The 12,179-nt window shown below is 43.6% G+C and carries 13 protein-coding genes; 5 read left to right on the forward strand and 8 right to left on the reverse strand.

Going from position 1 to position 12,179, the window contains the following annotated elements:
* The first annotated feature begins 291 nt into the window (after positions 1-291).
* The gene (locus ABZA00_RS13495) at positions 292-930 is read left to right on the forward strand and encodes a class I SAM-dependent methyltransferase (protein WP_372882681.1); all 639 of its coding nucleotides are present in this window, start codon (positions 292-294) and stop codon (positions 928-930) included.
* Between the two features lie 282 nt (positions 931-1,212).
* Here ABZA00_RS13495 and oppF read toward each other — a convergent pair whose 3' ends face one another.
* From oppF to ABZA00_RS13520, 5 genes are all read right to left on the reverse strand, one after another.
* A complete protein-coding gene (gene oppF, locus ABZA00_RS13500; protein WP_372882682.1) occupies positions 1,213-2,205 on the reverse strand; it encodes a murein tripeptide/oligopeptide ABC transporter ATP binding protein OppF in 993 nt (330 codons plus the stop codon).
* A complete protein-coding gene (locus ABZA00_RS13505) occupies positions 2,205-3,170 on the reverse strand; it encodes an ABC transporter ATP-binding protein (RefSeq protein ID WP_372882683.1) in 966 nt (321 codons plus the stop codon). Before ABZA00_RS13505 ends, oppF begins: the two co-directional genes overlap by 1 nt.
* Before the next feature lie 20 nt (positions 3,171-3,190).
* Complete coding sequence (gene oppC, locus ABZA00_RS13510) at positions 3,191-4,093, reverse strand: oligopeptide ABC transporter permease OppC (RefSeq protein ID WP_372882684.1); 903 nt, start codon at positions 4,091-4,093, stop codon at positions 3,191-3,193.
* A 12-nt stretch (positions 4,094-4,105) separates the two neighbouring features.
* Entirely contained in the window at positions 4,106-5,026 is a 921-nt protein-coding gene (gene oppB / locus ABZA00_RS13515) for an oligopeptide ABC transporter permease OppB (RefSeq protein ID WP_372882685.1), read from the reverse strand.
* An 80-nt stretch (positions 5,027-5,106) separates the two neighbouring features.
* Positions 5,107-6,738, reverse strand: a complete 1,632-nt coding sequence (locus ABZA00_RS13520; RefSeq protein WP_372882686.1) for an ABC transporter substrate-binding protein — start codon at positions 6,736-6,738, stop codon at positions 5,107-5,109.
* Positions 6,739-7,298: 560 nt separating this feature from the next.
* Here ABZA00_RS13520 and ABZA00_RS13525 point away from each other — a divergent pair.
* Complete coding sequence (locus ABZA00_RS13525; RefSeq protein ID WP_372882687.1) at positions 7,299-8,027, forward strand: sulfite exporter TauE/SafE family protein; 729 nt, start codon at positions 7,299-7,301, stop codon at positions 8,025-8,027.
* Positions 8,028-8,078: 51 nt separating this feature from the next.
* Entirely contained in the window at positions 8,079-8,972 is an 894-nt protein-coding gene (locus ABZA00_RS13530) for a DMT family transporter (RefSeq protein ID WP_372882688.1), read from the forward strand.
* A 66-nt stretch (positions 8,973-9,038) separates the two neighbouring features.
* Here the strand turns inward: ABZA00_RS13530 and ABZA00_RS13535 are convergent, their stop codons facing one another.
* Both ABZA00_RS13535 and ABZA00_RS13540 read right to left on the reverse strand, forming a co-directional pair.
* Positions 9,039-9,458, reverse strand: coding sequence for an Hsp20/alpha crystallin family protein (locus tag ABZA00_RS13535; RefSeq protein WP_372882689.1), 420 nt, complete (start codon positions 9,456-9,458; stop codon positions 9,039-9,041).
* A gap of 250 nt (positions 9,459-9,708) precedes the next feature.
* Complete coding sequence (locus ABZA00_RS13540; protein WP_372882690.1) at positions 9,709-11,010, reverse strand: DEAD/DEAH box helicase; 1,302 nt, start codon at positions 11,008-11,010, stop codon at positions 9,709-9,711.
* 175 nt (positions 11,011-11,185) lie between these two features.
* Here ABZA00_RS13540 and ABZA00_RS13545 point away from each other — a divergent pair, with 175 nt between their 5' ends.
* Both ABZA00_RS13545 and ABZA00_RS13550 read left to right on the forward strand, forming a co-directional pair.
* On the forward strand, positions 11,186-11,410 hold the full coding sequence (locus tag ABZA00_RS13545; RefSeq protein ID WP_372882691.1) for a hypothetical protein: 225 nt from the start codon (positions 11,186-11,188) through the stop codon (positions 11,408-11,410).
* A 21-nt stretch (positions 11,411-11,431) separates the two neighbouring features.
* Positions 11,432-11,743: a methyltransferase gene (locus tag ABZA00_RS13550; RefSeq protein WP_372882692.1), complete on the forward strand. Its 312-nt coding sequence runs from the start codon at positions 11,432-11,434 to the stop codon at positions 11,741-11,743.
* Between the two features lie 269 nt (positions 11,744-12,012).
* Here ABZA00_RS13550 and ABZA00_RS13555 read toward each other — a convergent pair.
* Positions 12,013-12,179, reverse strand: a 167-nt coding sequence (locus tag ABZA00_RS13555; protein ID WP_372882693.1) for a zinc ribbon domain-containing protein, incomplete at its 5' end; no start/stop codon positions are given.

The following is a 12,179-nucleotide window of genomic DNA, read 5'->3' on the forward strand; positions in this document are numbered from 1 at the left end:
CATAGAAGGCCTTTTGGTGCTTTTTGTGCGGTGTGGTAACTACATAACTAACACAAAAAGGCTCTTCTTTCTTCTTAAAAATTCTATAACCCACTGAAATAAAATAGATCTTACGTCGATTCAAAAGATCTACACCCAAATGATTATAAGTAGCATGAAGACAATAGAGTTTGAATTTTATAATGAAATAGATAGATCGTTATGCTCGTCAGCGGTAAAAGCGAGTAAGATGAGCGATTATAATGACCCTATTCAGTGTTATATGCACATTCTAAATTAGAGGAGGTCTTCTTGCACCTTTGTCCTTTATGTTCATCAAATCAGATCCAATTCTATTTTGAAGACAAAAATCGCTGCTATTTTCAGTGTGATCGTTGTGAGTTGGTCTTTGTATCTCAGGAGCAGAGACTGGATGCCGCGAGTGAGAAAGCTCACTATGATCATCATGAAAATGACCCTGATGACCAGGGGTATCGACGGTTTTTATCCCGTTTAGCCCTGCCTCTTCTTGATAGGCTGGCATCAGGCTCTAAAGGGTTGGATTTTGGCTGTGGGCCTGGACCCGCACTGGCACACATGTTGCGCGAGGCTGGATACAGCGTTGCGTTATACGATATTTTCTATCATCCTGATGCAGGTGTACTGGAAAAAACGTATGATTTTGTGACTGCGACAGAGGTGATCGAACACCTCTTTTATCCTAAAAAAATCTGGTCGCAATGGTTAAAGTTAGTTAAACCGGGTGGTTGGATAGGAATAATGACTAAACAGGTTATAGATCTTGAAGCGTTTGCCTGCTGGCATTATAAATATGATCCTACTCACGTGAGCTTTTTTAGCCGGGCGACTTTTTGCTATCTGGCAGAGCGTGACAACCTTGAGTTGGAATTCATTGGAGATGACGTGATTTTACTAAGAAAGCCATTGTAGTGAGTTGCAATAAGAATCCCCAAAAATCCAGTTAGACGGTGGTCTTATCGATAACCTTTCGGATCCTTAGCAAATTAGCGAGTAAGCCCCATCCTATAGGTTGGGAGGATGTCAAAAGCTGATGGAGTAGTAGCCGAGGTTGTCTGAAGCTGGAGGACATTAATGTAAGGTGAAGTATGAGGCAGTATATCTAAATATATCTGCCAATTAACAGCATTAATATAAAAGCGCAGCGGTAATTATCACCTGTGACTGCGCTTTTTATCTTTGCTACCGGCCGGTTTATTTTTCCAGTAATAAACAAGCCACTGAATGATTTTCATCACCCAGCAATTTCGGTTTTCTGTTTGCGCATTCCGCTACCGCCACCGGGCAGCGTGTTCTGAAAACACAACCTGAAGGCGGGTTGATAGGTGAGGGCAGATCACCTTCAAGCATCTGAATTTTTTTACTGCGCTCCAGTTTAGGATCCGGAATAGGCACCGCCGACATTAAGGCTTTAGTGTAAGGATGCTGAGGGTTTGCGAATAAGGTGCTACATTCGGAAAACTCAACGGCATTACCTAAATACATCACCAATACCCGATCTGAGATGTGTTTAACCACAGAGAGATCGTGAGCGATAAACACCAGGCTTAAACCGAACTCTTTCTGCAGCTCTTTTAACAGATTTACCACCTGAGCCTGAATAGATACATCTAGCGCAGAGACCGGTTCATCACAAATGATCATTTTGGGTTTTAGGATCAGTGCACGGGCGATACCGATCCGCTGGCACTGCCCGCCGGAAAACTCGTGTGGATAGCGGTTGATAACATTCGGTAACAAGCCAACACGATACATCATCTCTTTAACCTGATCTTTGACTTCCTGTTTGGAAAGCTTGGGATAAAAGGTACGCAGCGGCTCGGCAATTATATCGCCGACATTCATACGCGGGTTTAAAGAGGCTAGGGGATCCTGAAAAATCATCTGAATCTCTTTGCGTTTTAAGCGTAAAGGTTCATTGCCCATTTTGGTCAAATCTTCTCCCAGCCAAACGACATTCCCTGCAGCTGCAGGTACCAAGCCGATAATAGCGCGCGCCAGGGTTGATTTCCCGCAGCCGGATTCACCAACGACACCGAGTGTTTCACCTTCATACAGTTTTAAGCTGACGTCATCAACGGCTTTCAAGGCTGTTGGTTTTGCCCAAGGCAATATCGATTTTGAAGGGATATTAAACTGCACCTTTAAATTCTTTATATCTAAAATTAATTTTTTTTCAACAGACATTACCAAGACTCCCACTCAGAGAAACATGCACGCGATCGGCCTTCTTTAAAGGGGATAAGTTCAGGCGATTCTTTACTACAGTGATCCATCACCCGGTGGCAACGATCCTGATAAGGACAGCCGTGAGGTAAATTGAGCAGGTTAGGCGGGTTACCCGGAATAGTGGGTAAGATATCCCCTTCACTATCAATACGCGGAATGGCTTTTAATAAACCCTCTGTATAAGGATGACTCGGTTGGTAGAAAATCTCATTAACCGTGCCGTACTCCATGGTACGGCCGGCATACATCACCAGTACTTTATCGCAGCTGCCGGCAACCACGCCGAGATCATGGGTGATCATAATAATTGCGGTATTGAACTGATGTTTTAATTCATTAAGCAGTTCCATGATCTGCGCCTGAATGGTGACATCCAGCGCTGTGGTTGGTTCATCAGCAATCAGCAGTTTAGGCCGGCACAACAAAGCCATTGCAATCATCACCCGCTGGCGCATCCCGCCGGAAAACTCATGGGGATACATGTTAATGCGGCTACGCGCCTCCGGTATTTTAACCGCTTCGAGCATTTTTACCGACTCTTCGAAAGCATCCTCTTTGCTCATTTTTTTATGCAGAATCAGCACCTCCATCATCTGTTTGCTGACCTTCATATAAGGATTCAATGAGGTCATCGGATCCTGAAAAATCATTGCAATCTGCTCTGCACGAACTGTATTTAGCTGTTTTTCTGGCAGGTTAAGAATTTCATTGCCTTCAAATTGTGCACTGCCGGAGATAATCCCGTTTTTTGCAAGCAGCCCCATCAGGGCGAATACGGTTTGCGATTTGCCCGATCCTGACTCACCGACTATGCCGAGGGTTTCACCCGGTTCAAGTGAAAAATTCAGATCATTAACTGCGGTTACCATACCGTCCTGGGTAGTAAATTCAACGCGCAGATCTTTGACATTTAATAAACTCATTTTATTTCTTTCCTTTATGCTTATCTGTCTTTCGGATCCAGTGCGTCGCGCAGACCGTCACCGATATAGTTAAAACAGAAAAGTGTCACAACCATAAATGCGGCTGGAAATCCTAATTGCCAGATTGCCACTTCCATTGTTTGCGAGCCTTCCTGTAATAGGGCGCCCCAGCTGGTCATCGGCTCTTGTACACCGAGCCCCAAGAAGCTCAGAAAAGACTCAGTGAGAATCATGCTTGGCACCAGCAAGGTGGAATAAACTGCTACGATGCCCAATACGTTGGGAATGATATGGCGACGGATAATATTCCATTGACTGACCCCGCAGACATGCGCCGCTTCAATAAACTCTTTGCTGCGTAAACTTAAGGTTTGCCCGCGCACAATACGCGCCATATCCAGCCAGGCGATCGCCCCGATGGCAACGAAAATAAGAATAATATTACGGCCAAAGAAGGTCACTAATACAATCACCAGAAACATAAAGGGGATGGAATAGAGAATTTCTAAAATCCGCATCATGGCCCGGTCTAGTTTGCCGCCGATAAAACCGGAGCTGGCACCATAAACGGTACCGATAAGTACGGCAACCAAAGCGCCTAAAACACCGACCATCAATGAAATCCGTCCGCCAATCAAGGTCCGTACAAAGAGATCCCGGCCAAGACTATCGGTACCAAAAAGATGGGTCATGGAAGGTGCCTCATGCAGGGCATACCAATCGGTATCATCAAAGGCAAATTCACTGAACATGGGCACAAAAATAACCGCCAGGGTGATCAGAAACAGTATGACTAAACTGACCATTGCGGCTTTATTGCGCATAAAACGGATGCGTGCGTCCTGCCAGAGACTGCGGCCTTCAATCTCTAAGTTTTCAGCGAATGACTCGATTGCGGCCGAATTTTCTTTATTAGTTAACATTGGATCCGTCCTTTAATAGCGAATTTTTGGATCGACATAAGCGAGCAAAATATCAACGATAGCGTTAAACAGTATGAACAGGAAACCGATCAGGATGGTGACACCCATCACCAGCGAGTAGTCGCGGTTAAAGGCGGCGTTAACAAATAGTTTCCCTATGCCGGGTAAGCCGAAAATGGTTTCGATAACAACAGAGCCGGTGATAATACCGACGAATGCCGGTCCCATGTAGGAGATAACAGGTAACATGGCGGGTTTTAAGGCATGGCGGATAACGATATAAGAGTAGCTTAAGCCTTTTGCCCGCGCGGTGCGGATAAAGTTACTGTTTAAGACTTCAATCATACTGCCGCGGGTGATACGTGCAAAAGTCGCCACGTACATCATCGACATCCCTAATACCGGCAGAACCATATACTGCCAGCCTCCATCCAACCAACCGCCGGCAGGAAACCAGCCTAAATTGATGGAAAAGAGATAAATCAGCACCGGCGCGAGTACAAAAGAGGGCATGACTATACCCAGCATCGCGGTGGACATCACGCTGTAATCCAGCCAGGTATTCTGGCGCAGGGCGGCAATGGTGCCGACGGCGACCCCGAAAATAACTGCAAAGATAAAGGCAAAGGCGCCTATTTTTGCCGAAACCGGTAACGCGGCTGAAACCAGCTCATTAACGGTAAAGTCTTTGTACTTGAATGATGGACCCAGATCACCCTGAATAACATTGCTCAGATAGGTGGTATATTGCTCCATAACGGGTTTATCCAATCCGTATTTAGCATTGATATTTTCCATCACCTGCGGGGGCAGGGTACGTTCACTGGAAAAGGGATTACCGGGCGCGAAGCGCATTAAAAAGAAAGAGACAGTGATCAGTACCAGCATAGTCGGTATAGACTCAAGGACTCTCTTGAGAATGAATTTAAACATGATATTTCTCAGTTTGAGGAGAGGTGAAAATGAAAACCATCAGCAGTTGCCTGTCGATGGTCTCATAGCCTGCTTATTGATTATTCTGCGATGATATACATATCTTTGGAGTAAAGTTTATCTTCTGCATTATTTGCCGCATAACCGCCAACATGCGGATTGACCAAACGTGTTGTAACATATTGGTAAATGGGGGCGATAGGCATATCTTTTGCCAGAAGTGTTTCCTGCGCGTAATAAAGCTCGGTGCGCTCAGCTTCGGAAGTTGATTCCGTTGCACGCTTAACTAGCTCGTCGTACTGCGCGCTTTTATAGTGAATGCCACCCGTGGTATTTTGCCCTTCCATCAATGTGGTAAAGGTGGATGCCTCATTGTAGTCACCACACCAGCCGGCGCGGGCTGCTTCAAATTGACCCTGTTTTTTAGTTTCAAGGTAAGTTTTCCACTCCTGGTTTTCCAGCGTGACATCTACACCCAGGGTTTTCTTCCACATAGAGCCGATTGCCACTGCCAGTTTTTTATGATTTTCGCTGGTGTTGTATAACAAGGAGAATTTAAGCGGATTGGCTTTGTTGTAACCTGCCTCTTCAAGCAGCGCGACAGCTTTTGCATTGCGTTCTTTCTGCGTCATTTTGCCATATTCCGGCAGTTCAGGGCTGAAGCCCGCGACAATTTCCGGTGTCAGGAAGTAAGCCGGTTTTTGTCCCTGACCCAATAAAATATTGGCGACGACATTACGGTCAATGGCATAGGAGACAGCTTTACGGACACGAACATCGTCAAAAGGCGGTTTTTGAGTGTTAAAGTTGTAATAATAGGTACACAGATTACCTTTAATCGCCAGTGATTCCGGATGCTCTTTTTGTAAGCGTTTAAAGTGCTCGTTTGGTACTTCGTTGGTGATATCAAGCTCACCGGATAGGAAGCGGTTCATCTCGGCAACCTGGTTTTCAATCGGCAGGTAGGTGACTTTGGTTAGTACCGTTTTAGCGTTATCCCAATAATATTTATTAGGCGTCATCTCAATGCGTTCATTAACCACCCAATTGCTTACCACAAATGCGCCATTACCGACAAAATTCTCCGGCTTAGTCCATTGCTCGCCATATTTTTCAATCGTTGCCTGATGTACGGCTTTCATTGTCGTGTGGCCCATCATCATCACAAAATAGGGGACTGCGTTATCTAACTGCACTTCAAGGGTATAATCATCCAGGGCTTTTACGCCCAGGGTCGATTTGTCCTTTTTACCGGCGATAATATCAGCGGCATTGCTCATGCTTGTCATTTCGATATACCAGGAATATGGCGATGCGGTAAGGGGATCGACGGCACGTTGGAAACTGTATACAAAATCATGTGCGGTGACAGAATCGCCATTTGACCATTTTGCTTCTTTACGCAGATAGAAAGTGAAGGTTTTATTATCTTTGCTTTCCCAGCGCTCTGCGACACCCGGAATAATTTTACCGTTGCCATCCTGATTGACCAGACCTTCCAATAAGTCGCGGATAACATGGGATTCTGGCACGCCTTCTGTTTTGTGCGGATCAAGTGATGCGACTTCAGTGCCGTTACCACGGACTAATTCCTGTTTAGCCGCTAATTTTACACCGGCAGGTACTTCTGCTGCCATGCTGGTAAAAGAGGTGGCAGCCAGAGACAGGCCGGCAGTTAATAATAATGCCTGAGTAATCTTATTTTTATACATTTATAAACTCCATTGTTGTTTGCCAGGCTACTTGCGGAGAGGGCATTTTTTATGCCGTGCCTATGGCTGATAGTTGAGCGAATCTCAAAATCTGTTTTTCAGTAGCTTGGGTAGAATTCCGGTACGATTTAAAATCCATATTTAAGTCGGACTAATTAGTCTAATCAGTAAGTTATTAAAGAGAAGAGAACAACACCAGATGTTGCTTGAGTGTTGTTGGATAACTACTGAAAGCGGTTACAGTGACAAATCACAGCGCAGATGTAAATAGCAAAAACGTGATATCAGTTTGATTTGAATGATGCAAATCATTGTAATTTCTTTTATTAAAGACGGTAGTTTGTTTTTCATACTCTGCAGTAAGTTACTTTTCAACAGATCAACGTTTTCGAGCATAAAAATGATAGCAAGTGTGGATATTTTGAACTTGCCGGAACATTTTGATTTACGATATTATAATAAACTTATTATCAGCACTTAACAGGCGTAAAATAAAGGTAATAAAATCGTCTATCTTCCTGTAAAATAAGCTGGATTTTTATTAATGCTGGCGGGCTGAAATGGATAATAATTTATTAATAGCAATGCTGCTGATTTTTTGCGGTTCGTTTATTCAAAGTGCAACAGGTTTTGGTCTTGCTGTTGTAGCAGCACCAATTTTAATTCATCTCTCGCCCGAATTTATTCCGGGACCGATAATAATCGTTGCTCTTTTTTTAGCTGTTATTAATGCATTAAAATACCGTGCTAATATCTCCTTCACCGGGCTGAAACAGGCTGTTATCGGTCGTATTCCCGGCACCATTGCCGGCGCTGCACTGCTCTACTATATCGATGTGGCACAACTTTCACTTTTATTGGGGACTGTTGTGTTGATGGCGGTGGTGGTCAGTCTGTTACCGGTTAAGCTGGAGCCCACACCCAGACGTTTATTTTTTGCAGGATTTCTGTCCGGATTTTTTGGCTCCAGCGCAGGCATTGGCGGGCCGCCAATGGCGTTATTAATGCAGCACCAGCAGGCTAATTTAATCCGCGGGAATATGGCCGCATTTTTCGTTGTCGGGGGAGTTATGTCGTTATTAGTGCAGATCCCCATCGGCTATATGACCCTGAGCCATCTGTATTTATCACTCCCTTTATTACCTGCAGGTTACCTCGGTTACCGCGTGGCTTTGCTGGTTGTGGATCGTTTATCACAACAGCTGATCCGCCGTATGTCGCTGCTGTTGTGCACGGTTTCCGGTGCCGGCGCTTTTTACTCAGGTTTGACTTCTTTAGCAGGCAGTTAATTATTCGCATTTTTCATTTATTATTTTTTTAATCACCTTAAGACGCTCACTATGCCAGCCAGTTTATGTTTAATTATTGCCACATTTTTATGGGGAAGTTCATTTGTAGCATTAAAATTTGCCATTGAATTTTATGATCCGACTTTGGTCATTTTTCTAAGAATGCTGATCACATTAATCGTTTCTCTGTTTTTGTGGCGCTGGGTAAAGCGCTGTCGCTATCAGCAGGGAGACTGGAAGTATTTATTGAGTATGTCACTGGCGGAGCCCTGTTTATATTTTTTATTTGAAGGGGGGGCACTGCAGAATACATCCGCATCACAAGCCGGTGTGTTGGTATCATGTTTGCCTATATTAGTGGCGATACTTGCCTTTTATATCTTAAAAGAACATCTTTCCAGAGCCATTCTAGTGGGATTTACACTGTGCATTACCGGCAGTATTTTATTGACGTTAATTTCACCCAGTTCAAGCCAGGCAAGCAATCCGCTGCTGGGTAATTTTCTGGAGTTTTTAGCCATGGTTTGCGCCGCTTATTACTCTGTCAGCCTGAAGTATCTTTCCGGGCGTTATTCCCCCCTGAGTCTGATCGCTCTGCAGGGGGTAAGCGGCACTTTGTTTTTTGCTCCTTTTTTGTTGTTTCACGACTTGCCAACGGTACATCATAGTAGCGCACTGCTTAATATTCTTTATCTGGGGACAGTGGTTACCTTTGGTGGTTACGGGTTATATAATTATGCTCTGGTTAAGGTCTCGGTATTAACGGCAGCGGCTTTTTCCAATTTAATACCTATTTTTTCATTAATGCTTTCTGCCATTATATTAGGGGAACGTCTGAATACAGCCCAGTGGCTGAGCATTGCCATTGTCTTCGCCGGGATCATCGTTAGTCAGCGGCATAAATCTGTTATTTTGCCGGATAATGTTAAGGTGCAACAAGCTTAAAAAGGTAAAGGAAAACAAAAAAGAGGCTAGCCACTGAATGGTTAACCTCTTCAGCTATAGCAGTTGTTATTTGATTTCTATTTTATGAACATCACTCGCTGCTTGTTTTACTTTCGGTGCAGTCAGTTTTAATAACCCGTTAATCACTTCCGCTTTGATCTCATCAGCTTTAATGTTTTTTCCCACATTGATGCTGCGGCTGAAGTAACCGGATCTTCTCTCTTTTCTGATCACATTATCAGTTTCAGATTCTTTTTCTTCATGCACCTTAGCTTCAATAGTCAGTAAACCATCCTGAAGATGGACATTAATATCCTCTTTATCTACACCGGGCAGTTCAGCCACAAATACATAGGAGTCATCTTTGTCGATAATATCGACACGAGGTTCAAAATAACCCTCTTTACCTTTTAGTTTATTAAAGGTAAAAAAATCATCGAAAAAATGTTCAGGGCTGAGCCATTGGTTTCTAGGTACTATGTTCATTATATCCTCCTTAGAAACATTGCCAACAATATGAGAAGGCATCTTTCTCAGTTAAAATATAGATTACATTACGTGATATCGACAGAGTGTTTTGAACGAAATTTGTACATTTATTAGCAAAAAATAATAATAATTTTTGCTTTGAAAATTGAGCGTTGTTTTAGTGGATATTTTTTCGGGCGTTGTGAGGGATTATTTGCTAGTTGGAAAGTTAACCGGAGAGATGCTTTATTTCTCCGGTTTGGCTAGCTTAGCGTTTCTTTCTATTTTTGTTCTTTTCTCTGCGTATTGCGGCAGGGCTGTTTTTTTCTTTCTTGAGTGCCAGCATCTGATTACGTTCCTGAGTTGCCTTGTAACGGCTTTTTTTCAGCGGTTTGTCATTTGCCTGCTCATAGTGTGAAGGTAGCGAGCTGTCCATTTCATAACCCGAATAAACAATACGTTCAAACCTGCGGCCAATTAATGTTTCAATATTATCTAAAAACTGCTCATCTTTCGGGCTGACTAAAGATACCGCCATACCACTTTTACCCGCACGACCGGTACGACCGATACGATGCACATAATCTTCTGCTAAAAACGGCAGGTGGAAATTAACCACGTAAGGTAAGTCCGGAATATCCAGTCCCCGTGCCGCGACGTCCGTTGCTACTAAAACCCGGACACTGCCTTCGGTAAATTTCTCGATCGCTTTATTACGTGCACCCTGGGTTTTATCACCATGACAAACTGCCGCTTTGATTCCGTCAAGCTGCAGTTCTTTGGCTAACAGGTTGGCGCTTTCTTTGGTGCCGGCGAAGACTAACACCTGGCGCCAGTTTTTTACCCCGATTAATTCAGATAAAAGTTCATGCTTACGGGTTTCAGAGACCCAATAAACCTGCTGTTTTACTTTACCGGCTGTCGAATTCTGCGGAGAGATTTCGATGGTCTTCGGGGTGGTTAATAACTGTCTGGCTAATGTTTTCACTTTATTAGAAAACGTAGCGGAAAACATTAAGGTCTGATGTTTTTGTTTAATCACTGCCATCAGTTTCTCTATATCACCCAAAAACCCCATGTCCAGCATACGGTCTGCTTCATCAAGGATCAGGTATTTCACATGAGAAAGATCCACATTACGCAGGGTTAAATGCTCAAGTAGCCGACCGGGTGTCGCGACCAGAAGATCAACACCAGTTTTCAGCATTTTAGTCTGCGTATCCATACTGCGCCCACCGGAAACAACCCCGGATGTTAAGGGTAAAAATTCACTGTATTCTTTTATGTTATTGGCAACCTGCGCAGCCAACTCCCGTGTCGGCGTCAGTATTAAGGCTTTAATGGTGGTATTGGTAGCGGGTTTTACCTGCTCATTACCGGCCAGCATATCCAGAATAGGTAAAGTAAATGCTGCCGTTTTGCCTGTGCCCGTTTGTGCGCTCGCAAGCAGATCCGTCCCGCTGCGGATAATTGGAATTGCCTGCTGCTGAATTGGGGTTAAATTTTTATAACCGCACGCTTTTACCGCTTTTAATAACTCAGCAGACAAACCTATTGCATCAACACTCATTTACATCACCATCTTTTATTTTTGAAATTTTTAATTGGCGGCGAGTATAACAGTTACAGAGTAAAGGGATGTAATAATTAAAAACATTTATTGGTGATTTAGCTGTTTAGGGGGTAGACTTTATATGAGCGATAATGGTTATTATTTGTATTGCCGGGAGTTAAGAGAGTTTATCATGTCAGCGTTGAAAAAAAATGTTAAAAATAAAAAGGAAAAAAAGTCTAAAGAGCAGGATTATTTATCCCTGGTTGAGTCTGCCGCAAAGAAATTTTCAACGGATAAAAGTAATGTGGCTGATTTATCAGAATTCGCTTCAACTCCCTATAAAGATAAACCCTGTGAAAAGTGCAAAGCATTGCGAGGGGGCTTATGTAAATGTGCACTTAAAAAGGTTAAATAAAGTATATTTGAAGGCCCTTATGTGGGATGCAAAAAATATCAGTTACCTCCTATAACAGCCACCACAAAATTAACCTTTGCCGGGCCATACCAATATTCACGTAATCCGGTGTATTTGTCGCTGGCGCTTTTATACCTCGCCGTTACCTTGTGGTTAAATAACCTGTGGTTAATTATTTTATTTATCCCGATCATGTTTTGTATCTGGTGGGCAGTTTCCGACGCGCAGAAATGTATCAGGAAGGGCTACTTAGCGAACAATACAGCAGCTATAAAAACGGGTGCGTCGCTGGCTGTAGCCTTACACTTAATACTTATACTTCAAGATGCCTGACAAAGCATTTTGAAGTAACATGGGTATACCAAAGGCCGTGTAATATAATTCGCCACAAACGTTATTACCCTCTGGTACTCCATTAGGCCATAACCTCGCAGTTTTGATGTCCGATCATCACTTGCATTTCAATCAATTTTTCTCTGCCTTCTCGGTGTTTTCTGTAGAGGGGGATTTTTTACCCTGCCTTTTGAGCAGCGCCTCGTCCCGTGAATTTTCCAGAGCCTGTGACTTCTCACCGCCCTTATTCGGGCGATGCTTCTTGTTTCCTAAGCCGCAACCTGTTCGTGACAGAATTTACGCAAGCCTCCGCAAGCAGTAACGACTTGTCCAGCCGCTTTTAATTTCTGAATACCTTTATCGCGGATATTAAGAGCGGCATTTAAATCCCGATCTATATCCGTAGTTCCGCAGTTTGGACAATCCCATTTACGAA

The sequence above is a fragment of the Psychromonas sp. genome (genome assembly GCF_041586535.1).
Taxonomy (GTDB): domain Bacteria; phylum Pseudomonadota; class Gammaproteobacteria; order Enterobacterales; family Psychromonadaceae; genus Psychromonas.

Coding starts and splice junctions, on each gene's coding strand:
- oppB (WP_372882685.1), bottom strand. CDS start 5,026: ATGTTTAAATTCATTCTCAAGAGAGTCCTTGAGTCTATACCGACTATG.
- ABZA00_RS13545 (WP_372882691.1), top strand. CDS start 11,186: ATGTCAGCGTTGAAAAAAAATGTTAAAAATAAAAAGGAAAAAAAGTCT.
- ABZA00_RS13535 (WP_372882689.1), bottom strand. CDS start 9,458: ATGAACATAGTACCTAGAAACCAATGGCTCAGCCCTGAACATTTTTTC.
- ABZA00_RS13525 (WP_372882687.1), top strand. CDS start 7,299: ATGGATAATAATTTATTAATAGCAATGCTGCTGATTTTTTGCGGTTCG.
- ABZA00_RS13540 (WP_372882690.1), bottom strand. CDS start 11,010: ATGAGTGTTGATGCAATAGGTTTGTCTGCTGAGTTATTAAAAGCGGTA.
- ABZA00_RS13505 (WP_372882683.1), bottom strand. CDS start 3,170: ATGAGTTTATTAAATGTCAAAGATCTGCGCGTTGAATTTACTACCCAG.
- oppC (WP_372882684.1), bottom strand. CDS start 4,093: ATGTTAACTAATAAAGAAAATTCGGCCGCAATCGAGTCATTCGCTGAA.
- ABZA00_RS13520 (WP_372882686.1), bottom strand. CDS start 6,738: ATGTATAAAAATAAGATTACTCAGGCATTATTATTAACTGCCGGCCTG.
- oppF (WP_372882682.1), bottom strand. CDS start 2,205: ATGTCTGTTGAAAAAAAATTAATTTTAGATATAAAGAATTTAAAGGTG.
- ABZA00_RS13530 (WP_372882688.1), top strand. CDS start 8,079: ATGCCAGCCAGTTTATGTTTAATTATTGCCACATTTTTATGGGGAAGT.